Source organism: Streptomyces spiralis, assembly GCF_014654675.1.
Lineage (GTDB): Bacteria > Actinomycetota > Actinomycetes > Streptomycetales > Streptomycetaceae > Streptomyces > Streptomyces spiralis.
On record NZ_BNBC01000039.1, the window covers coordinates 33,572 to 51,766 of the forward strand.

Consider the following 18,195-nt stretch of genomic DNA (forward strand, 5'->3'; position numbering starts at 1 on the left):
GAACGGGATGGCAAAGGTCACGGTGCGCTACTGGGCGGCGGCGAAGGCCGCGGCCGGGGTCGCCGAGGAGCCGTACGAGGCGGGAACGCTCGCCGAGGCGCTCGACGCGGTGCGCGAGCGCCACCCGGGCGAACTCGCCCGCGTCCTGCTCCGCTGCTCGTTCCTCATCGACGGCGACCCCGTGGGAACGCGCGATCACGACATGGTACGGCTGACCGAGGGCGGCACGGTCGAGGTGCTCCCCCCGTTCGCAGGAGGGTGAGCGATGACCGACCAGCCGTATGAGGGCGCCCCGGGGGCCCCAGGAGCCCCGTACCAGGGTTCCTACGAGGGCTCGTACGACAACTCGTACGACAACCCGTACGACAACCCGTACGGGAGCCCGTACCAGGGCCACGACCCCTACGCACAGCAGCCCCAGCACCCGCAGCAGCACCAGCAGCCGCACTTCCAGCACCAGCAGCCCCAGCCGTGGCCCGGGCAGCAGCAGGCGTACGGCGACCCGCACGCCGACCAGCAGCAGTACACGCAGCAGTGGCAGGGGCAGACGTGGGAGACCCAGACCCACGCCCGGCCCGTCCCCGCGGCGGCCGAGCCGGCCGCACAGACGGCCTACATGCCCCCGGTGAACCACCAGCCGGCTCCGGCGCCCGCGGCGCCCGCCGGTCCCTCCGCCACGGCCGCCCCGGAAGGCGCCGAGCCCGGCTACGGTCCCGCGACCCTCGCCGGCAACACCCGCGTCACCGACGCCCAGCGCGCCCGTGCCGAGGGCCGCTCGCCCATCATCGAACCCGGCATGCAGCCGGCCGCGCTCACCGCGCTGCTGGGGCTGCTGCTGGCCGGCGCGGCGGAGATCGGCACGTACGCGCTGCTCGTGCCGCTGGTGGTGCTCCAGGCCGTGACCGCCGCCGGCTGGTTCCGGCTGAACGGCATGTGGCCCGCCCGGCAGGGCATCGCCCTCGGTTTCGCGGGCGCGCTCGTCGCGGACGCGGCGGTGCTGGGCGCGGGCCGCGAGCACGCGCCCGCGGCGATCCTCGGCACGCTCGGGGTGTGGGTGCTGCTCTCCCTGGTCCTCCAGCTGCGCTCCCACGCCGACCCGGACGAACGGATGTACGGCCTGATGGCGACCGTCGCGGCCTCCGCGCTGGCGATCCTCGCGGCCGGGTATCTGGCGGGCGGTGCCGACGCGGTCGCGGTCGGCGCGGTGGCGGTCGCCGTGGCCGTCCTGGCGCGTGCGCTGCCGATCCCGACGGCGGCCTCCGTGGTCGTCTCGCTGCTCGCCGCGGCGGGCGCGGGCATCGCGGTCGGCGACATGACGGGTCTGGGCTCGAAGGGCGCGCTGCTGGGCGCGGGCGCGGCCGTGTGCGCCCTGATCGGCCATCGCGCGGCAAGCTACGACTACCCCTCACGCTTCGTGCACTTCACGGCCGGCGTCGCCCTTCCGCTGACGGCGGCGGCACCGGTGGTGTGGGTGCTGGGACGCGCGCTGGGGTGACGGGCCCGCTCTTGTCACAGGTGATCGACAATCCCCCGTCCGGGCGTCCGGCGGGCGTTACGCTCGCGAAGGGCGGCCGTCCGGCCGTCCCGGACCGCCGAGGGTGGGGGAACACCGGATGCGCGCGCTGCGGGTACTGCTGATCGTCGTCGTCATCCTCGGAGTGCTGTTCGTCGTGGTCGACCGGGTGGCGGTGCACTTCGCACAGAACGAGGCCGCCGACAAGCTGAGGTCCACGGAGAACCTGGCGAGCACCCCCGACGTGTCCATCAACGGCTTCCCGTTCCTCACCCAGCTGGCGAGCGGTGAGCTGGACGACGTCGAGGTCGGCATCAAGGACTACGACGCGGCCACGGGCAGCGGCACGCAGAAGATCCGTATCGACGACCTCAAGGCCGACATGAAGGGCGTGAGGTTCTCCGGCGACTACAGCTCCGCCACCGCGGACAGCGCCACCGGCACCGCGACCATCGCCTACGACGAGCTGCTGAAGACCGCCAGGTCCGAGCCCACCGACGTCGGCTTCGGCATCAAGGCCCAGGTGGTGGGCCTGTCGTACGGGGGCAACGGCAAGATCAGGGTGGCCGTCAAGTTCTCCCTGCTGCCCGAGCCGATCTCCGTGCTCAGCTCGGTCACCGTGCGGAACGACAAGGTGCAGGTGCACGCCGACTCCCTGCCGAGGCTCGCGGGCGTGCAGCTGATCGAGAGCCGGTTCCGGTCGATCACCGACTTCCAGCAGGCGATCGACCAGCTGCCCGGGGACATCAAGCTGGACTCGGTGCAGGCGGCCAAGGACGGCGTGGAGATCACGGTGAAGGGGTCGGACGTCAAGCTGGCCGGGTGACCGTCGAGGCCCGAGCCGGCCCGATGTCCGACTGGCGAGACGCCCCTGTCCGCAGCGCAGATGAGGTGACGGACACCGACCGCCGGGCCCCGCGCCGGGACCGCTCCGACGCCGCTTCGGTCCCATATTGCGGACGATCGCATCTCATCATGCGACACGCCGGTGACATGTCCGCCCGTCCCTCCCTACGATCGAGCACATGAAGCGACAGGCGGATCTCACGAAGCGGCGGGCAGTAGACCTGTGCCGCGTTGCCGCCATGCTCTGTCGCCCCTTCTGAGCGGGAGCTCCGCCTCCCGCCTCCGCCGGCCCCGCACCTGATCCGGGGCCGTCCCCGCGCCCCGTACGCCGGCGTACCACGTCGCAGCGCACCGGTGCGCCCCCTCGCACTCGCACAGCCCGCCGCAACTGCCCCGGAGGAGATTGAGCATGAGCCGCAGCGACGTCCTGGTCGACGCCGACTGGCTGCAGGAGCACCTGGACGACCCGACCATCGCCATCGTCGAGGTGGACGAGGACACGTCCGCGTACGACAAGAACCACATCAAGAACGCCATCCGGATCGACTGGACCAAGGACCTCCAGGACCCGGTGCGCCGTGACTTCGTCGACCAGGCCGGCTTCGAGAAGCTCCTGTCGGAGAAGGGCATCTCCAACGACCACACGGTCATCCTCTACGGCGGCAACAACAACTGGTTCGCGTCCTACGCCTACTGGTACTTCAAGCTGTACGGCCACGAGGGCGTCAAGCTCCTCGACGGCGGCCGCAAGAAGTGGGAGCTGGACGCCCGCGAGCTGGTCGACGGCACGGACGTGCCGGAGCGCGCGAAGACCGAGTACAAGGCCAAGCCGCAGGACACCTCCATCCGCGCCTTCCGCGACGACGTCGTGAAGGCCATCGGCGCCGAGAACCTGGTCGACGTCCGCTCGCCCGACGAGTTCTCCGGCAAGCTGCTCGCCCCGGCCCACCTGCCGCAGGAGCAGTCGCAGCGCCCGGGCCACGTGCCCTCCGCCAAGAACATCCCGTGGTCGAAGAACGCCAACGACGACGGCACCTTCAAGTCGGACGAGGACCTCAAGGCCCTCTACGCCGAGGAGAACGTCGACCTCGCCAAGGACACCATCGCCTACTGCCGCATCGGTGAGCGCTCCGCGCTGACCTGGTTCGTCCTGCACGAGCTGCTGGGCGTGGAGAACGTCAAGAACTACGACGGCTCCTGGACCGAGTACGGCTCCCTGGTGGGCGTGCCGATCGAGCTGGGCTCCGGCAAGTAGACCGTCCCGACCGACCTATCTGACCTCTGGAGAAACACATGTGTGGAGCGAAGGCCGGCGGCCCCGACGCCTCGACGATCAAGCCCGGTGAGACGACCATCCAGGGCCAGGTGACCCGCGACGGCGAGCCCGTGACCGGCTACGTCCGGCTGCTGGACTCGACCGGCGAGTTCACCGCGGAGGTTCCCACCTCCGCCACCGGCCAGTTCCGGTTCTACGCCGCCGAGGGCACCTGGACCGTGCGCGCCCTCGTTCCCGGCGCCACCGCCGACCGCACGGTCGTCGCCCAGCAGGGCGGCCTCGCGGAGGTCGCGATCGCGGTCTGAGGCCCTTCGGGTTCCTCGGACCAGCGGGACCGCTAAAGGGCCGCACCCCTCGGGTTGGACGCCTGGGGTGCGGCCCTTCGGCATACGCTGAAGGTATGTACGCCCGCCGCCGTCACGCGTATTTCGCCTTGATGGGCACCTGCATCGGGTTGTTCGTCCTGGCGTGGGGCGTCGTGCGCATCTGGTCGGTTCCCGCGGCGGTCGGGATGTGCCTGTTCGCCATGGTGATCCCGCCGGTCGCCGCGATCATCGCCAACCGGCGCGGCCCGGAGGACCGCTGGTGGGACGACCCGTCCGGCGACCCGAAGTCCGACGAGTGGTGGGACGAACTGGACGGCAAGAAACGGCACTAGGCGCTCCGCTTTCCCGGCGCTCCGCTTCCCCGCTGTTCCGGTTCCCGGTGCTCCGGGTCCTCAGTAGACGAGCGCCTGCGTCTCGTCGCCCAGCGCCTCCTGCACGAATACCTGCGCGCCCGCGATCCGCACGCCCTCGATCACGTCCTTCTCCGTGATGTCCCGGCGGGCCGCGCACTGCGTGCACAGGGTGACGCGGCCGGCCGCGAGGACCGCGTCGATCAGGTCGGGCAGCGGTGCCGCGTGCGGAAGCTCGAACTCGGCCGCCCGGCCCGGCAGCGCGAACCACGACGACTCCCCGGTCAGCCACAGCGAGACGTCGACCCCGCTGGCCACGGCCACAGCCGCCACCGTGAACGCCTGCGAGCACCGCTCGGGCGCGTCCGCCCCCGCCGTCACCTTGATCACGAGCTTCTTCGCCATGCCCGAATCGTAATCAGGTCCCTTACAACTTCGGGCATCGGCTGTGGGTCTCCCGTGGAGCGCGCATACGGAAGGCGCGCTTCACATTCTGTGGGGGACGTCTTGGAAGAACCGGAAAGACCCGAAGAATCACGGCCTCCGCGCCGGCGCGGGCGCACCGTTCTGCTCGTCGCCGTGGCCGCTGTGCTCGGCGTGGTGGCCGGCACCTGCACGGGTTACGTCGTCCAGGCCGGCCGCGAGCCCACCCCGCTGCCGCCGCTGTCGCAGCCGGTCGTCGGGCAGGCGAAGGGTGAGGTCGAACCGCTGTCGGCCGCGCAGGACCGGCGGGTGAAGACGGACGGCGACCTGCGCAAGCTGCTGGTCGGGCGGCCCAAGGGCGCCCGGGAGAACCCCTTCTTCGCGAGCGACGACGGTTGGTGGACCCTCGCCCACTACGCGGAGGACTTCACCAAGCCGGACCAGGCGTTCGCCAACGGGCTCTCGTCCCAGTTCCGGCGCGCGGCGGTCACCTCGTGGCGGACGAGCGACACGCATCTGGTGGAGATCCGCCTCGTGCAGTACCGCCAGGAAGAGGGGCTGGCGGCCGCCGACAGCGCCGAGAACGGCATGTATTGGGCCGAACGGAACAACAAGGGCCACAGCTGGGCCGTTCCCGGCACCGGCGACGGCATGGCGTACTCGGACACCGAGCCCTACCGGAAGCCCGGGTACGTCCCGCTGTACTCGGCCGAGGCGCACGCCTGGCGCGGCGACATCGCCATGGAGATCTACATCAACGACACCAAGCCGATCACCAAGAAGGAGATCATGAGCCTGGCCGAGCGGCAGACGGAGCGGCTTTGAACGAGAACCCGCCCCCGCAGCCCGAGCAACCGACGGAGCCGGAGCAGCCCGCACAGCCCGAGCAGATTGCACAGCCCGAGCAGTCTGCGCAGGCCTTTCAGCTCGACGGGCTGCCCCCCGAGCCGTCCCCGCACCCCACCCGGCGCCGGCGCAGGGTCGTGCCGGTCATCGGCTGCGCCGTGCTGCTGGCCGCGCTGGTCGGCGGCACCGGCTTCACCGTCGTCACCGCGCGCGACGCCGACCGCGATCCAGGCGCCCCCGTCTGGCGCCTGCCGAAGGCCGCTGCCGACGACGAGCGCCAGGCCGAGGCACGCGGGCTGAAAGGGCTGCTGCTGCCCTATGGCACCACCGAGAACGTCCGGGGTCCGGACCTGAGCCAGTTCGGCGCCGACGCCGAACTCAACGGTGCGCAGGCCACCGCGTTGCGCAAGGAGTCGCTGCGAAGCCTGCCCCGCTCCCAGCGGCGGCGGCTGGAGAAGGAGATCGACAAGCAGCACATCCAGGGCATGGCGATGCGCAGTTATGTCAGCACCGCGACCAACCAGGGCTGGCAGCCCGCCAAGGATGCCTTCACCGTCGAGATCGTCCTGTCCCGGATGGACCGGCGCAGCGCGCGCTCCATCGTCGCCTTCCAGCAGGACTTCCTCGACGCGCTGAAGGTCTTCCGTGCCGGGCCAAAGATCGAGGGCCACCGGAACGCCAAGTGCTTCCTGCCGCCCGCGGGGTCCAAGGACAAGCTCGATGTCATGGTCTGCTCCGCCTACGAGGGCGACATTCTGGTCAGCGCGACGATGAACGCGGTGAAGCCGCTGGACACGAAGGCCGCGGCGCGGCTGCTCCGTGACCAGCTCGACCGCATCAAGGACCCGGGGAAGGCGGTATGAGCGAGCAGACCCAGGACCAGCGGTCGACGGTCCCGCCGATGTCCGAGGAGGCGCCTCCCTTGCCCACCCAGGCACCCGTCGTGCCGCCCGCGCCACGCGAGGCACCGGTACTACCCGGGGCCCCCGCCGCCCCGCCCGCCGTACCGGCGCCACCCGTCAAGGACCGCCGGCGGCTGCGGGCCGTGCTGCGCTGGACCGCAGCCGTCGTGGTCTTCGCCGTGGCCGGTACGGGGACGGCGTACGGCATCACGCGCATGGACCGCACCGACGTTCCCGGTCTCGCCACTGCCTCGGACGGCCGCTGGGACTACCCGGAGATCGTCAGGCCGCCGCTGCCCTCCGGCAGCCCGGCACCGTTCGCCGACAGCAACGCCGCCGGGGCGCACCACGCCGATCTGCGCGCCTTGCTGCTGCCCGCACCCCGAGGTGCACGGGAGGACAAGGCGCTGCGCGGCACCGGCGGCTGGCTGGCGAAGAAGGACTTCCTCGCCGAGTACGCACGGCCTCAGGACCGCACCGAGCTCGCGCAGCAGCTGACCGACCACGGGCTGCGGCACATCGCCGCCCGCGGCTGGACCTCGCAGGACGGCACGCACACCCGGATCTACCTGCTCCAGTTCGACACCGCAGCCGTCGTGGACGACCTGGCCGAGGGAAAACTGTTGCAGTACGACAGCCCCGGGTATGCCCTGCGCGGCGCCGGCACGTCGGTCTTCGACGCGGACTTCCCGATCGAGGCCCGGAACGACGACATCCCGGGCACCTACTACGTGGAGTCCAAGCCGTACGGCGCCGAACAGGTGCGCCAGGCCTACCTCCGCGCCGGGGACGTCCTCGCCGTGGTCGTCCAGTCCCGCAAGGGCGCCGCCCGCGCCGTTCCGTTCCAGCAGACGGTCACATTGCAGAGCGAGCTGCTCGGCTGAGCGGATGAGGGTCACCTCGACAGGAGGGCCGGATCCCGCCCGACTAAGCTGGGGTCCGGCCCTGTGTACGTACGTACCGCACCGCGCTCAACAAGGAGCACCCCGTGGAGATCTTCTTCGAAACCCTGCTGGTCCTGGTCTGCGTCGGCGTCCTCGCCTTCGCCTACCTGACCGTGAAGAAGCTGTACCAGGGCCAGCGCTGAATCCGAACAGGGAACGCAGCTCATGATCGAGATCCCGTCCGACCTCCACAAGGACCTCGTCCCCCTCGCCTTCCTGCTCGGTGACTGGGCCGGTGCGGGTGTCTTCGACTTCCCCGGCGCCGAGAAGTGCAACTTCGGCCAGGAGGTCACCTTCACCCACGACGGCCGGGACTTCCTGGAGTACCACTCCCGCACCTGGGTGCTGGACAACGACGGCAACAAGGTCAGGCCGCTGGAGTCGGAGGCCGGCTTCTGGCGGATCGATTCCGACCGCAAGGTCGAGGTCACGATGACCCGCGACGACGGCGTCATCGAGATCTGGTACGGCGAGCTGGCCGACAAGAAGCCGCAGATCGACCTGGTCACGGACGCCGTGGCGCGCACCGCCGCCTCCCGCCCCTACACCGGCGGCAAGCGGCTGTACGGCTACGTCAAGAGCGACCTGATGTGGGTCGGCGAGAAGCAGACCCCCGAGGTCGAGCTGCGCCCCTACATGTCCGCCCACCTGAAGAAGGTCGTCACCCCGGAGGACGTGGAGCGCTGGGCCAAGGCGCTCCCGGACGACCTGCCGGACGACGGGATCGCCTTCTTCAAGTAGTCCTAGACTCTCTGGTGTGGTGAGCACCGACTGGAAGACTGACCTGCGGCAGCGTGGCTACCGGCTGACGCCGCAGCGGCAACTCGTGCTCGAAGCCGTGGACACCCTGGAGCACGCGACCCCCGACGACATCCTCAGCGAGGTGAGGAAGACGGCGTCGGGGGTCAACATTTCCACCGTCTATCGGACCCTGGAGCTGCTGGAGGAGCTGGGCCTGGTCAGCCACGCCCACCTCGGTCACGGCGCGCCGACCTACCACCTCGCCGACCGCCACCACCATCTGCACCTGGTCTGCCGGGACTGCGAGAACGTCATCGAGGCCGACGTGGACGTGGCCGCCGACTTCACCGCCAAGCTGCGGCAGCAGTTCGGTTTCGACACCGACATGAAGCACTTCGCCATCTTCGGCCGCTGCAAGGACTGTTCACGGAAGAGGCCGAACAGCACGTCGTAGGCTTGCTCGTATGAAGAGCCCCCTGCTGTCCCTGCCCGGCGCCGTTCCCGCCGAGGGCGTGGACGAAGGTGTCGCCGCCCACTACGGCGACCTGTTCCGTGAGCAGCGTGCCCTCGCCGACGGCACCGGCTTCGTCGACCTCTCGCACCGCGGTGTCGTCACCGTCAGCGGCGAGGACCGGCTCAGCTGGCTGCACCTGTTGCTCACCCAGTACGTCAGCGAGCTGCCCCCCGGCCAGGCCACCGAGGCGCTGGTCCTGTCCGCGCACGGCCACATCGAGCACGCGCTGTACCTGGTCGACGACGGCGAGACGGTCTGGGCCCATGTGGAGCCCGGCACCCAGGAGGCGCTGATCGCGTACCTGGAGTCGATGAAGTTCTTCTACCGGGTCGAGGTCGCCGACCGGACGGACGACTTCGCCGTGGTGCACCTGCCGGCCGGCTCGATCGCCGAGGTGCCCGAGGGGGTCGTCGTACGCGAGACCCCGTACGGCCGTGACCTGTTCCTGCCCCGTGCGGACCTGGAGTCGTACGCGGAGCAGGCCGGCCCGCCCGCCGGGATCCTCGCCCACGAGGCGCTGCGCGTCGAGCAGCACCGCCCCCGGCTGGGCTTCGAGACCGACCACCGCACCATCCCGCACGAGCTGGGCTGGATCGGGACGGCCGTGCATCTGCACAAGGGCTGCTACCGGGGGCAGGAGACGGTGGCCCGGGTGCAGAACCTGGGCAAGCCGCCGCGCCGCCTGGTCTTCCTGCACCTGGACGGCAGCGAAGTGCACCTGCCGGTCCCCGGCACCGAGATCCGCCTCGCCGACGAGGGGCCCGACGGCCGCAAGATCGGCTTCGTCACCACCTCCGCCCGCCACCACGAACTCGGACCGGTGGCCCTCGCCCTGGTCAAGCGGAACGTCCCGCTGGACGCCCGGCTGATGGCGGGGGACACGGCGGCGGCCCAGGAGGTCGTCGTAGAGCCGTAGCGCTCGTCGGTTCACGGCCGCGCCAGGACACCCCCTAGGGAGTGTCTCGCCGATCATGCCGGGCTCGCGGTGGCCGGCCTGATCGACGAGATACCCCCTAGATCTCCAGCAGCACCGTGAACGGCCCGTCGTTCGTCAACGACACCCGCATCGCCGCCCCGAACCGGCCCGTCGCGACCGTCGCGCCCAGCGCACGCAGCTGGGCGACCACCTCCTCGACCAGCGGCTCGGCGACGTCGCCGGGGGCCGCCGCGTTCCAGGTGGGGCGGCGGCCCTTGCGGGCGTCGCCGTAGAGGGTGAACTGGCTGATGACCAGCAGCGGGGCACCGATGTCGCTGCACGACTTCTCGTCGTGCAGCATGCGGATCGACCAGAGCTTGCGGGCGAGCTGCGCCGCCTTCTCCTTGGTGTCCTCGTGGGTGACCCCGACGAGGACGCACAGCCCCTCGCCCTCGATGGCCCCCACCGTCCGGCCGTCCACGACGACACTCGCGCCGTCCACCCTCTGCACCACTGCACGCATGCCGACCATCATGCCGGGCGGCCGGCCGCGGTCCGCGGCGGGCTCTGCCCCGCGCCGGCGCTGCGTCCATATCGTGCTTCTTTATGCTTCGTAACCCCCCATCTGGGGCTGATCGGGGGCACTCGGTCACATACTGGCCACTCGGGGTGGCACGATGCTTCCGTACGCGCCGGTCGAGGGGACGGTTGAGGCGCATGAGCACATCGAGTACCGAGCAGCAGGCGCAGCCCGGAGCGGTCCCGCCGTTCCGCGCCGCGATCGCGGAGACGACCCATCGGCCGCCGGTGCAGCGCACCGACAGCCCGCCCATCCCATCCATCCCGCCGATCCCATCCATCCCGTCGGACCCGCCACCGGTGGACACGGGACACACCGGGCTGCCGATTGACCTGTCGGAGCCCGACCTGACCGTGCCGAGCCTGCCCGAACTGCGCGCCCTGCGCCGGCAGGCGCAGCGGGACGAGGCCGACCTGAGTTACGTACGGCGGTTGCTCCAGGGGCGGATCGACATTCTGCGCGCGGAACTGGCCCGGCGAGGGGCCGCGGCCGGGCGCGCCGCCCGCGGTTCGGCCGCCGGGCTCGCCGCCGTCGTGGACAGCGGGCAGGCGTCCGTCGTCGAACGGCTCGCGGAGATCCTCAAGGACGCGCCCGCCCGGCAGCGCTCGTCGGCGCGGCATGTGACGCTCGGCACACCGCAGAGCGAGGAGTACCGGCGGCTGGCCGCCGAGATGCTCGCCGAGGTCGAGCTGTCGGACCTGGGTGCCCGCACCGATCCGGAGCTGGGCGCGGCGATGGGGCGGCTGGTGCGGTACGAGCAGCAGGTCTCCCGGCGTCGGCAGCAGTTGCAGCGCACGGCGGACGGCTGCAGCGCGGAGATCGCCCGCCGGTACCGTGAGGGAGAGGCACAGGTGGACGACCTGCTCGTCTGACGGTGTGGCCGCGGCGACCCCGGGCCCGCGCGGGGCACGTCTTCCTCGTGCCGTGCGTCTCCCAGCCCGCCGTCGCCGCAGTCCCCGGAAGGCCACCGCCGATGTCCGTGTTCCCCGCGTCCCCCGCTTCGTCCGCCTCTGCTGCCCCGTCCGGCGTCTCCTTCGCCGTCTCCCCCGTCCTCGCCGAAGTGGTGCGTTCGGGGTTCGTGGAGGGGCGGCACCGGGGCAGCCTGGTGGTGCTGGGCGCGGACGGCGCGGTCGAGCACGCGTGGGGGGAGGTGACGGCGCCGGTCTTCCCGCGTTCCTCCAACAAGCCCATGCAGGCGGCGGGCGTGCTGCGGGCGGGCCTGGACCTGGCCGGGGAGCGGCTCGCGCTCGCGGCGGCCAGCCACTCGGGGGAGCCCTTCCACCGCGACCTCGTCCGCAAGATGCTGGACGAGCACGGGCTGTCGCCGGAGCGGTTGCAGTGCCCGCCCGACCTGCCGCTGGACCAGGAGGAGAGGGAGGCCTGGCTGGCGGCCGGGGCGGGGCGCGACCGGGTGGCGATGAACTGCTCCGGCAAGCACACCGCGATGCTGGCGGCGTGCGCGCTGCGGGCGTGGCCGCTGGAGTCGTATCTCGACCCTGCGCACCCGTTGCAGCAGCTCATCCACAGGGTTGTGGAGGAAGCGGCGGAGGAGGACGTGGCGGCCGTCGGCACGGACGGCTGCGGCGCGCCGCTGATGGCGATCAGCCTCACGGGCCTGGCCCGTGCCCACCGCTCCTTCGTCCTCGCCGCGCCGGGCACGGCCGAGCGCCGTGTCGCCGACGCCATGCGCGCCCACCCCGAGTACGTCGCCGGCACCCGCCGCCACGACACCTGGCTGATGCGCGAGGTGCCCGGCGCCCTGTCCAAGGTGGGCGCGGAGGCCGTCCAGGCCGTCGCCCTCCCGGACGGCCGGGCCCTGGCCCTCAAGATCGACGACGGCGCGGCAAGGGCACTGGGCCCGGTCCTGGCCCGCGCCCTGACCCACATGGGCGTCGACGCCCCGGTGATCCAGCGCATCGCACACGCTCCGCTCCACGGCGGAGGCCGAGTGGTGGGGGAGATCCGGGCGACCTTCTGAGCGAGGAAAATCCCCACGACACACCCGCACCCGCCCCCTACCGTCAACCCATGACTGCCACCCGCCCGCACAACGCCGCCCGCCCCGACATCGACGTACGCCCCATCACCGAAGCCGAGATCCCCGACTGGATCCGCGCCCTGAACACCGGCTTCCTCCGCAGTCCCGCGGTCTCCGCCGAGGAGGTCGCCGACCGCAGCACCTACATCGTCCCCGCCCGCACCCTCGGCGCCTTCGACGCCGGCCGGTGCGTGGCGACGTTCCGCTCCTTCCCGCAGGAGCTCACCGCCGTCGGCGGCACACCCGTCCCCGCCGACGCCATCTCCAACGTCACGGTCACCGCCACCCACCGCCGCCGCGGCCTGCTGACCCGCATGATGGCCCACGACCTCAGCGCGGCGAAGGAGCGCGGCGACGTCGTCGCCACCCTGATCGCGGCCGAGTACCCGATCTACGGCCGCTACGGCTTCGGCCCCGCCACCTGGACCACCGAGTGGACGATCGACGTACCCCGGGCGGGTGTCGACCCGCGCTGGTCGGGACCGGAGGACGGCGGCCGGGTCGACCTCGTGGACGGCGACGACGTACGCAAGCTCGGCCCCGAACTCCACGAGCGGCTGCGCCGCACCCGGCCGGGCCTGATCGACCGCTCCGAGCGCTGGTGGCAGGTCAGCACCGGCGCGCGGCGCCTGCAGCGCGAGTCGTGGACCGAGCCCTTCTACGCCGTGTACCGAGCGGCGGACGGCACGGTCGAGGGCCTGGCGGCGTACGTGTGCGACGAGACCTGGTCGGATGCCAAGCAGCCGCTGAACACGGCCACCGTGAAGAGCCTCATCGCGGTGACGCCGGCCGCCGAGCGCGCGCTGTGGCTGCACCTGTGCTCGATCGACTGGGTGGTGAGGGTCAAGAGCGGCCGCAGGGCCCCGGACGACCTGCTCCCCCTCCTTCTGCCGGACCCGCGCGCGGCCGCGGTCACCACGCAGGCGGACTGGCTGTGGGTGCGGATCCTGGACGTCGTACGGGCGTTGGAGGCGCGGACGTACCAGGGGACGGGCACGCTGGTGCTGGAGGTCGTCGACGGGACGGGACCGGCCGGGGGCCGGTGGCGACTGGAGGCCTCGCCCGAGGGAGCGTCCTGTACGCCGACGACTCGGAGCGCGGATCTGACGCTGGAGGTGGGCGAGCTGGCGACGCTGTGGCTCGGCGACGAGTCGGCGGTGCGGCTCGCGGCGCTCGGCCGGGTCCGGGAAGAACAAGCGGGCGCCGCCGTGGTGGCCGACGCCCTGCTGCGTACATCCAGGCGACCGTGGTGCCCGGACGTGTTCTGAACGCTCCTTCCTGCCGGTGACAGTGACAGGGGTGACGCTTCCGTAGCTTGGCTGTTCAGTTGTGGCTGTGCTCGCGATGTTCGGTTGTGGCTGTGCCGACTGTCTTCAGTTGTGACTGTGCCGACCGTCTTGAGTTGTGGCTGTGCGTCCCGGCCCTCGAGCCGTGGCTGTGCGGCGCCGACCGTGCTCCCGGCTCCCCTCCGGAAGGGAGCGCGGTACGGCGTTCCCCGACTGTCACCCTGGTGGCCAACCTTTGGATGGTTCAACCATGTCGCTCAAGTTGGCCACCAACTTCACTTGTCTTATCTCCGCCTGGAAGCGTCTCATAACCACCTTTCCGCGAACTGTCCAAAGATGGCGGGAAGTTGTACCGTTCGACCGTGGACCCGGAACACGCCTCCGCCACTGGGCGGAAGAGGTCACAACGGCCACAGAGGTCACACCGCGAGGTGGCCGACGAACTGCGGCGGCGGATCAGGACCGGTGAACTGCGGCCGGGCCAGCGCATGCCCACGCAGGCCGAACTCGCCGAGGAGTTCGGCGTGGAGCGCACGGCGGTGCGGCGGGCCCTGCGCATCCTGCAGTCGGAGGATCTGCTCAGCAATGTGTCCAAGGGCAGCCCGGCGACCGTAGCCCCCGACCCGCGACGTGCCCTGACCGGCGCCGCAGCCCCTCCGCTGCCCACCACGGCCGCGCTCGCCCCCCGTATCGCCACCGCCTTCGAGGCCTCGCACGTGGAGATCGACGCCCTGTGCCTGACGTCGATCTCGCTCACTCTCGCCATCGGCGAACCGCTCCGGCAGATCCATGCCGGGCGACTGAAACCGGCCAAGGTCGACGTGCGGGTGCTGCTGCCCAGCCGGGACATCGACCTCGCCTTCCCGGCGCCGGTGGACTCCGCCGCGGCGGGCCGGCTGCGCAGGCGGTGGCTGGCCCAGCGCAACGCCCAGGGCCAGGTGCTCAGGCACGGCCTGCTCGCCCTGCGCGCCACGCACGGCATCGACGTGCACGTCAGCTTCCGGGCCCTGCCCTTCACCCCGCCGGTCAAGCTCTACCTGCTCAACGCCACCGAGGCGCTGTTCGCGTACTACACCGTGCGGCGGCGCGAGCAGGAGATCGACCACGAACACCTCCAGCTGTACGACGCGGAGGGCTCCCAGTCGATGCTGTTCTCCTTCGTCGAGGGCGCCGGGCTGCGCGACACGACGTTCGTCGAGCAGTCGCTCGTGTGGTTCAACGCACTGTGGGAGACGATCAGTTCGGAGCTGGTGCTGACGAGCTGACGTCTCCCACGGGTCGTCGGAACGACGGGTCGACCGGTCCACGGGGCGTGACGCGCAGCGGCCCCGGGCCGTTCACAGGGCGGGACCGGCGACGAGCATCGCCAGCACCACCGCCCCGGCGGAGCTGACGGCCGGGCTCTTGGCCTTGATGCCGACGGTGAGCAGCAGCAGGCCGACGATGCCCGTCGCACCGTACTTCACCTGGACGAGCTGCTCGAAGCCGACGACGAAGACGGCGGACAGAAGAGCGAGAGCAACAGGCACGGCGTTCCCCCTTCGGGCTGTCCTGGGCGGATGGGAGTGGGGGTGCTGTGGAGCAGGAGGTGCAACTAACTTTCGCCAACTCATCCAAGTTGGCGGCCAACTCTTCTATAGTTGTCCCCACTTGGCGGCCACCTATAAACAGGTTTCAAACAACTCCCGTCAGGTGGATCAGAGTTGTAGCGTTTGGTCGTGACCCAGGAGAACGTGGCCGTGAACGGGAGCCGCAGAAGCTCTGCCCAGGAGATCGCCGAGACACTGCGGGACAGGATCCGCACCGGCGAGCTCAAGCCGGGCGACCGCCTGCCCACCCAGGCCGAACTCGCCGAGGAGTTCGGGGTGGAGCGCGGTGCCGTGCGCCAGGCCCTGCGGGAGCTCCAGGAGGACGGGCTGCTCAGCAACGTGAGCAAGGGCAGCCCGCCGAGGATCGCCGAGGCGGCACCCGTGCGCGAGGAGCCCCTGCCGACGATGGTGGGCCTCGCGCCCCGGCTCACGGAGGCGTTCTCGGCCCGGCGGGTGCGGATCGACGTCGTGTGCCACACGGCGGAGACGCTGATGGTCGCCATCGGCGAGCCGCTGCGGCTGATCCACGAGGGCCGGATGCGCCCCGACGCCATCGACGTCCGCATCCTGGTGCCGTCCAAGCACATCTCCCTCGCCTTCCCGGTCCCCGTGGAGGGCGGTGACGAGGACGAGGTGGTGCACCAGCGCTGGCTGGAGATGCGCAACGCCCAGGGGCACGTGCTGAGGCACAACCTGCAGTCCCTGCGCGCCACCCACGGCATCGACGTGCACGTGGCATTCCGGGCCCTGCCCTTCACCCCGCCGGTCAAGCTCTACCTGCTCAACGGCGAGGAGGCGCTGATCGGCTACTACACCCTCACCCGGCGCGAGGAGGACTGGGGCGACGAGACCCTGGACATGTACGACGCTCTGGGTTCCGCCTCGCTGCTGTTCTCCTTCGTCAAGCGGGCCGGGCAACGGGACGCCGCGTTCGTGACGGAATCGCAGAAGTGGTTCGACGCCCTCTGGGAAACCATCACCACGGACCTGACACTCTCCTAGTGACTTCTGATACGACGCAGACCGATTCGGTGGCAGAGACGACCGAGAACGAGAAACTGCGGGAACTGGTCACCCGTGCGCGGGCCGTGCTCTGGGACTTCGACGGCCCGATCTGCCGTCTGTTCGCCGGGCACTCCTCGGAGCGGGTGGCGACCGGGCTGGTGCGGTGGCTGGAGGGCCGGGGGCTGCACGGCCTGCTCACCGAGGGGGAGCGCGAGTCGCTGGACCCGCACGTCGTGCTGCGTGCCGTGGACCGCCGGCACCCCGGCAGCGACCTGGTCGCCGAACTGGAGGCCCGCCTCACCCACGAGGAGCTGCACGCCGCCTCCTCCGCCTGGCCCACGCCGTACGCCGACCCGCTGATCCGCACCTGGGTCGCGCTGGGTTCCCGGCTCGCCATCGCCACCAACAACTCGCCGCTCGTGGTCCGCGCCTACCTCGAGAGCCGGGGCCTCACCGCCTGCTTCGACCCCCACATCTACGGCCGCACCCAGGACCTGCACCACCTCAAGCCGGACCCCCACTGCCTGAACCGGGCCCTGAACGCGACGGGCGCGGCCCCGGCGGAGGCCCTGATGATCGGCGACACCCCCTCCGACCACGAGGCCTCGCTCCGCGCCGGCGTCCCCTTCCTGGGCTACGCGCACAACGCGCGCAAGGAGAAGCTCCTGAAGGAGGCGGGCGCCACACTGATCGTGGACTCGCTGGAGCCCGTACTGCGGATCCTGCGGGGTCAGGCCTGAGTCATCAGCAGCGTGAACACCACGGCGGCACCCACGGCGAGCCCGGCCCGGCGGGCCCGCACACCCACGGTGACCGCGACCAGCAGGGCCGGCCCCGCGAAGCCCAGCCTCGCCTGGGCCTCGCGGGGCAGCAGGAATTCTCCCCCCACCCGCAGCAGTTGCAGCAGGACCACGTTCCCCACCCACCCTTCCAGTTTCTGTGATTCGGCCAACTATTGGGCCAATTGGACTGGTTGCCGTGAAGTGGTTGTCCCCGGTCTGATTGATCGGTTAACCGGCTGAATTCGGCCGACGTGGCGCATCCGCCATACGCGCCGGACCGACAGGCGGACCAGAAATCTGTTTGCGGGTGGACCGGCGGCGGTACGGTCCAGTCGTGACCGAAGAACGCACCGGCGACGGCGGCGGGCGGGCTTTCCGCAAGGTGTCCGAGGAACTGCGGTCCCGGATCGCCGACGGAACGTACCCGAGGCGCTCGTTCCTGCCCTCGCAGCGGGACCTGGCCGAGGAGTTCGGGGTCTCCCGCGACACCGTGCAGCGGGTGCTGCGGGAACTGAGCTACGAAGGCTGGATCGAGTCACGGCAGGGCAGCGGTTCACGCGTCATCAAGAACCAGCGGATACAGTCCTCGTCGGCCAAGGCCAGTCGGTCGTCGCGCGGGGCGACGCTCGCTCCCTTCATCAGCGAAGCCTTCGAGCAGCCCGAGGTGGCCCTGGACGTCTACACGCTGACGTCCGAGTCGCTGGACGCGCACATCCGGCTCCAGGCGGAACGGATCCGGGCAGGCTTCATCCGGCCCCGGCGCATCGCCCTGCGCATGCTCCTGCCGTCCATTTCGCTGCCCCTGCCCTATCCCAGGGCCATGGACGACAAGGACGCCGACCTGCTGCGCGACCGTCTGCACGCCATCACGCGGCGGCACACGGAGTCGCTGCGGGGTGTGCTGGCCGAGCTGAGGACCGAGGACCTGGTGCCCGACGTCGACGTACAGATCCGGCACGCACCGCTGACGCCGACCTTCAAGCTGTACGTCATCAACGAGGCGGAAGTGCTCTTCGGCCCCTACGAGGTGATCGAGCGTCCGGTGGTCCTGGAGAGCGGCGAGGAGATCAGAGCGCTCGACGTGCTGGGTCTCGGTGCCACCCTGACCCACCATGTGGGCGACGCCGATCCCGACTCACCCAGCTCCGCCTTCGCCACCTCCATGCAGGCCTGGTTCGAGTCCGTGTGGACTCTGCTGTCCGAGTAGCCGAAGTGGCGAGTGGCTCCAGGGGCGTGCTGTAGCATGCCCGCACCGCGTGAGCAACAGCTCGGCACGGCACGTACGGCTCGCAAGAGGTGGTGTGCAAGGCGACCTCGG

General features: G+C 70.9%; 24 protein-coding genes. 20 read left to right on the forward strand and 4 right to left on the reverse strand.

Features of this window, described 5'->3' with window-relative positions; genetic code table 11:
* Positions 1-7: 7 nt before the first annotated feature.
* From IE318_RS31875 to IE318_RS31900, 7 genes are all read left to right on the forward strand, one after another.
* Positions 8-262, forward strand: coding sequence for a MoaD/ThiS family protein (locus IE318_RS31875; protein WP_189905938.1), 255 nt, complete (start codon positions 8-10; stop codon positions 260-262).
* 3 nt (positions 263-265) lie between these two features.
* Positions 266-1,495 (forward strand): hypothetical protein, encoded by a 1,230-nt coding sequence (locus IE318_RS31880; RefSeq protein WP_189905941.1) that lies wholly within the window; start codon positions 266-268, stop codon positions 1,493-1,495.
* Positions 1,496-1,613: 118 nt separating this feature from the next.
* Positions 1,614-2,339: an LmeA family phospholipid-binding protein gene (locus tag IE318_RS31885; RefSeq protein ID WP_189905943.1), complete on the forward strand. Its 726-nt coding sequence runs from the start codon at positions 1,614-1,616 to the stop codon at positions 2,337-2,339.
* A 199-nt stretch (positions 2,340-2,538) separates the two neighbouring features.
* On the forward strand, positions 2,539-2,619 hold the full coding sequence (locus tag IE318_RS46655) for an Ms5788A family Cys-rich leader peptide (RefSeq protein ID WP_350751515.1): 81 nt from the start codon (positions 2,539-2,541) through the stop codon (positions 2,617-2,619).
* 149 nt (positions 2,620-2,768) lie between these two features.
* On the forward strand, positions 2,769-3,614 hold the full coding sequence (locus tag IE318_RS31890; protein ID WP_030164679.1) for a sulfurtransferase: 846 nt from the start codon (positions 2,769-2,771) through the stop codon (positions 3,612-3,614).
* Between the two features lie 38 nt (positions 3,615-3,652).
* Positions 3,653-3,940 carry a DUF1416 domain-containing protein gene (locus tag IE318_RS31895; RefSeq protein WP_010351646.1) on the forward strand — a complete coding sequence of 96 codons (288 nt, stop codon included), beginning with the start codon at positions 3,653-3,655 and terminating at the stop codon, positions 3,938-3,940.
* A gap of 95 nt (positions 3,941-4,035) precedes the next feature.
* Entirely contained in the window at positions 4,036-4,293 is a 258-nt protein-coding gene (locus IE318_RS31900; protein ID WP_030164685.1) for a DUF3099 domain-containing protein, read from the forward strand.
* Positions 4,294-4,353: 60 nt separating this feature from the next.
* On the opposite strand, the gene IE318_RS31905 is transcribed toward IE318_RS31900, so the two are convergent.
* Positions 4,354-4,716 carry a DsrE family protein gene (locus IE318_RS31905; protein ID WP_189905945.1) on the reverse strand — a complete coding sequence of 121 codons (363 nt, stop codon included), beginning with the start codon at positions 4,714-4,716 and terminating at the stop codon, positions 4,354-4,356.
* A 174-nt stretch (positions 4,717-4,890) separates the two neighbouring features.
* Between IE318_RS31905 and IE318_RS31910 the strand changes: the two genes are divergently transcribed.
* The 6 genes from IE318_RS31910 (at position 4,891) to ygfZ (ending at position 9,597) form a co-directional block, all read left to right on the forward strand.
* A complete protein-coding gene (locus IE318_RS31910) occupies positions 4,891-5,559 on the forward strand; it encodes a hypothetical protein (RefSeq protein WP_229903875.1) in 669 nt (222 codons plus the stop codon).
* Positions 5,556-6,443, forward strand: coding sequence for a hypothetical protein (locus IE318_RS31915; RefSeq protein ID WP_189905949.1), 888 nt, complete (start codon positions 5,556-5,558; stop codon positions 6,441-6,443). The genes IE318_RS31910 and IE318_RS31915 overlap by 4 nt, the downstream gene beginning before the upstream one ends.
* On the forward strand, positions 6,440-7,366 hold the full coding sequence (locus IE318_RS31920) for a hypothetical protein (protein ID WP_189905951.1): 927 nt from the start codon (positions 6,440-6,442) through the stop codon (positions 7,364-7,366). The genes IE318_RS31915 and IE318_RS31920 overlap by 4 nt, the downstream gene beginning before the upstream one ends.
* Positions 7,367-7,591: 225 nt before the next feature.
* Positions 7,592-8,167: a heme-binding beta-barrel domain-containing protein gene (locus tag IE318_RS31925; RefSeq protein WP_030164704.1), complete on the forward strand. Its 576-nt coding sequence runs from the start codon at positions 7,592-7,594 to the stop codon at positions 8,165-8,167.
* Between the two features lie 16 nt (positions 8,168-8,183).
* Positions 8,184-8,621, forward strand: coding sequence for a Fur family transcriptional regulator (locus tag IE318_RS31930; RefSeq protein ID WP_189905953.1), 438 nt, complete (start codon positions 8,184-8,186; stop codon positions 8,619-8,621).
* Between the two features lie 10 nt (positions 8,622-8,631).
* On the forward strand, positions 8,632-9,597 hold the full coding sequence (gene ygfZ / locus IE318_RS31935) for a CAF17-like 4Fe-4S cluster assembly/insertion protein YgfZ (protein WP_030164709.1): 966 nt from the start codon (positions 8,632-8,634) through the stop codon (positions 9,595-9,597).
* Positions 9,598-9,694: 97 nt separating this feature from the next.
* Here ygfZ and dtd read toward each other — a convergent pair whose 3' ends face one another.
* Entirely contained in the window at positions 9,695-10,120 is a 426-nt protein-coding gene (dtd, locus tag IE318_RS31940) for a D-aminoacyl-tRNA deacylase (protein ID WP_189905954.1), read from the reverse strand.
* A gap of 194 nt (positions 10,121-10,314) precedes the next feature.
* Here dtd and IE318_RS31945 point away from each other — a divergent pair, with 194 nt between their 5' ends.
* The 4 genes from IE318_RS31945 (at position 10,315) to IE318_RS31960 (ending at position 14,766) form a co-directional block, all read left to right on the forward strand.
* The gene (locus tag IE318_RS31945; RefSeq protein WP_030164713.1) at positions 10,315-11,049 is read left to right on the forward strand and encodes an RsiG family protein; all 735 of its coding nucleotides are present in this window, start codon (positions 10,315-10,317) and stop codon (positions 11,047-11,049) included.
* Positions 11,050-11,150: 101 nt separating this feature from the next.
* The gene (locus tag IE318_RS31950) at positions 11,151-12,155 is read left to right on the forward strand and encodes an asparaginase (RefSeq protein ID WP_189905956.1); all 1,005 of its coding nucleotides are present in this window, start codon (positions 11,151-11,153) and stop codon (positions 12,153-12,155) included.
* Between the two features lie 50 nt (positions 12,156-12,205).
* Positions 12,206-13,483: a GNAT family N-acetyltransferase gene (locus IE318_RS31955; RefSeq protein ID WP_189905958.1), complete on the forward strand. Its 1,278-nt coding sequence runs from the start codon at positions 12,206-12,208 to the stop codon at positions 13,481-13,483.
* Positions 13,484-13,848: 365 nt separating this feature from the next.
* Positions 13,849-14,766: a winged helix-turn-helix domain-containing protein gene (locus IE318_RS31960; RefSeq protein ID WP_189905960.1), complete on the forward strand. Its 918-nt coding sequence runs from the start codon at positions 13,849-13,851 to the stop codon at positions 14,764-14,766.
* A gap of 72 nt (positions 14,767-14,838) precedes the next feature.
* Here the strand turns inward: IE318_RS31960 and IE318_RS31965 are convergent, their stop codons facing one another.
* Positions 14,839-15,030 (reverse strand): hypothetical protein, encoded by a 192-nt coding sequence (locus tag IE318_RS31965; RefSeq protein WP_030164717.1) that lies wholly within the window; start codon positions 15,028-15,030, stop codon positions 14,839-14,841.
* Positions 15,031-15,213: 183 nt separating this feature from the next.
* Here IE318_RS31965 and IE318_RS31970 point away from each other — a divergent pair, with 183 nt between their 5' ends.
* Positions 15,214-16,092 carry a FadR/GntR family transcriptional regulator gene (locus IE318_RS31970; protein WP_030164718.1) on the forward strand — a complete coding sequence of 293 codons (879 nt, stop codon included), beginning with the start codon at positions 15,214-15,216 and terminating at the stop codon, positions 16,090-16,092.
* Positions 16,092-16,835 (forward strand): HAD family hydrolase, encoded by a 744-nt coding sequence (locus tag IE318_RS31975; RefSeq protein WP_229903876.1) that lies wholly within the window; start codon positions 16,092-16,094, stop codon positions 16,833-16,835. The genes IE318_RS31970 and IE318_RS31975 overlap by 1 nt, the downstream gene beginning before the upstream one ends.
* Here IE318_RS31975 and IE318_RS31980 read toward each other — a convergent pair.
* Positions 16,826-17,017 (reverse strand): hypothetical protein, encoded by a 192-nt coding sequence (locus IE318_RS31980; protein ID WP_308438608.1) that lies wholly within the window; start codon positions 17,015-17,017, stop codon positions 16,826-16,828. The two genes, IE318_RS31975 and IE318_RS31980, sit on opposite strands and share 10 nt — an antisense overlap.
* Before the next feature lie 194 nt (positions 17,018-17,211).
* On the opposite strand from IE318_RS31980, the gene IE318_RS31985 reads away from it, so the two are divergent.
* Positions 17,212-18,084, forward strand: a complete 873-nt coding sequence (locus tag IE318_RS31985) for a winged helix-turn-helix domain-containing protein (protein WP_030164725.1) — start codon at positions 17,212-17,214, stop codon at positions 18,082-18,084.
* The last annotated feature ends 111 nt before the right edge of the window (positions 18,085-18,195 follow it).

What these genes read in the sequence shown, in the direction of transcription:
- IE318_RS31890 (WP_030164679.1), top strand. Translation starts at nt 2,769, where the DNA reads ATGAGCCGCAGCGACGTCCTGGTCGACGCCGACTGGCTGCAGGAGCAC.
- IE318_RS31920 (WP_189905951.1), top strand. Translation starts at nt 6,440, where the DNA reads ATGAGCGAGCAGACCCAGGACCAGCGGTCGACGGTCCCGCCGATGTCC.
- IE318_RS31880 (WP_189905941.1), top strand. Translation starts at nt 266, where the DNA reads ATGACCGACCAGCCGTATGAGGGCGCCCCGGGGGCCCCAGGAGCCCCG.
- IE318_RS31945 (WP_030164713.1), top strand. Translation starts at nt 10,315, where the DNA reads ATGAGCACATCGAGTACCGAGCAGCAGGCGCAGCCCGGAGCGGTCCCG.
- IE318_RS46655 (WP_350751515.1), top strand. Translation starts at nt 2,539, where the DNA reads ATGAAGCGACAGGCGGATCTCACGAAGCGGCGGGCAGTAGACCTGTGC.
- IE318_RS31885 (WP_189905943.1), top strand. Translation starts at nt 1,614, where the DNA reads ATGCGCGCGCTGCGGGTACTGCTGATCGTCGTCGTCATCCTCGGAGTG.
- IE318_RS31875 (WP_189905938.1), top strand. Translation starts at nt 8, where the DNA reads ATGGCAAAGGTCACGGTGCGCTACTGGGCGGCGGCGAAGGCCGCGGCC.
- ygfZ (WP_030164709.1), top strand. Translation starts at nt 8,632, where the DNA reads ATGAAGAGCCCCCTGCTGTCCCTGCCCGGCGCCGTTCCCGCCGAGGGC.
- dtd (WP_189905954.1), bottom strand. Translation starts at nt 10,120, where the DNA reads ATGCGTGCAGTGGTGCAGAGGGTGGACGGCGCGAGTGTCGTCGTGGAC.
- IE318_RS31905 (WP_189905945.1), bottom strand. Translation starts at nt 4,716, where the DNA reads ATGGCGAAGAAGCTCGTGATCAAGGTGACGGCGGGGGCGGACGCGCCC.
- IE318_RS31925 (WP_030164704.1), top strand. Translation starts at nt 7,592, where the DNA reads ATGATCGAGATCCCGTCCGACCTCCACAAGGACCTCGTCCCCCTCGCC.
- IE318_RS31895 (WP_010351646.1), top strand. Translation starts at nt 3,653, where the DNA reads ATGTGTGGAGCGAAGGCCGGCGGCCCCGACGCCTCGACGATCAAGCCC.
- IE318_RS31900 (WP_030164685.1), top strand. Translation starts at nt 4,036, where the DNA reads ATGTACGCCCGCCGCCGTCACGCGTATTTCGCCTTGATGGGCACCTGC.
- IE318_RS31950 (WP_189905956.1), top strand. Translation starts at nt 11,151, where the DNA reads ATGTCCGTGTTCCCCGCGTCCCCCGCTTCGTCCGCCTCTGCTGCCCCG.
- IE318_RS31955 (WP_189905958.1), top strand. Translation starts at nt 12,206, where the DNA reads ATGACTGCCACCCGCCCGCACAACGCCGCCCGCCCCGACATCGACGTA.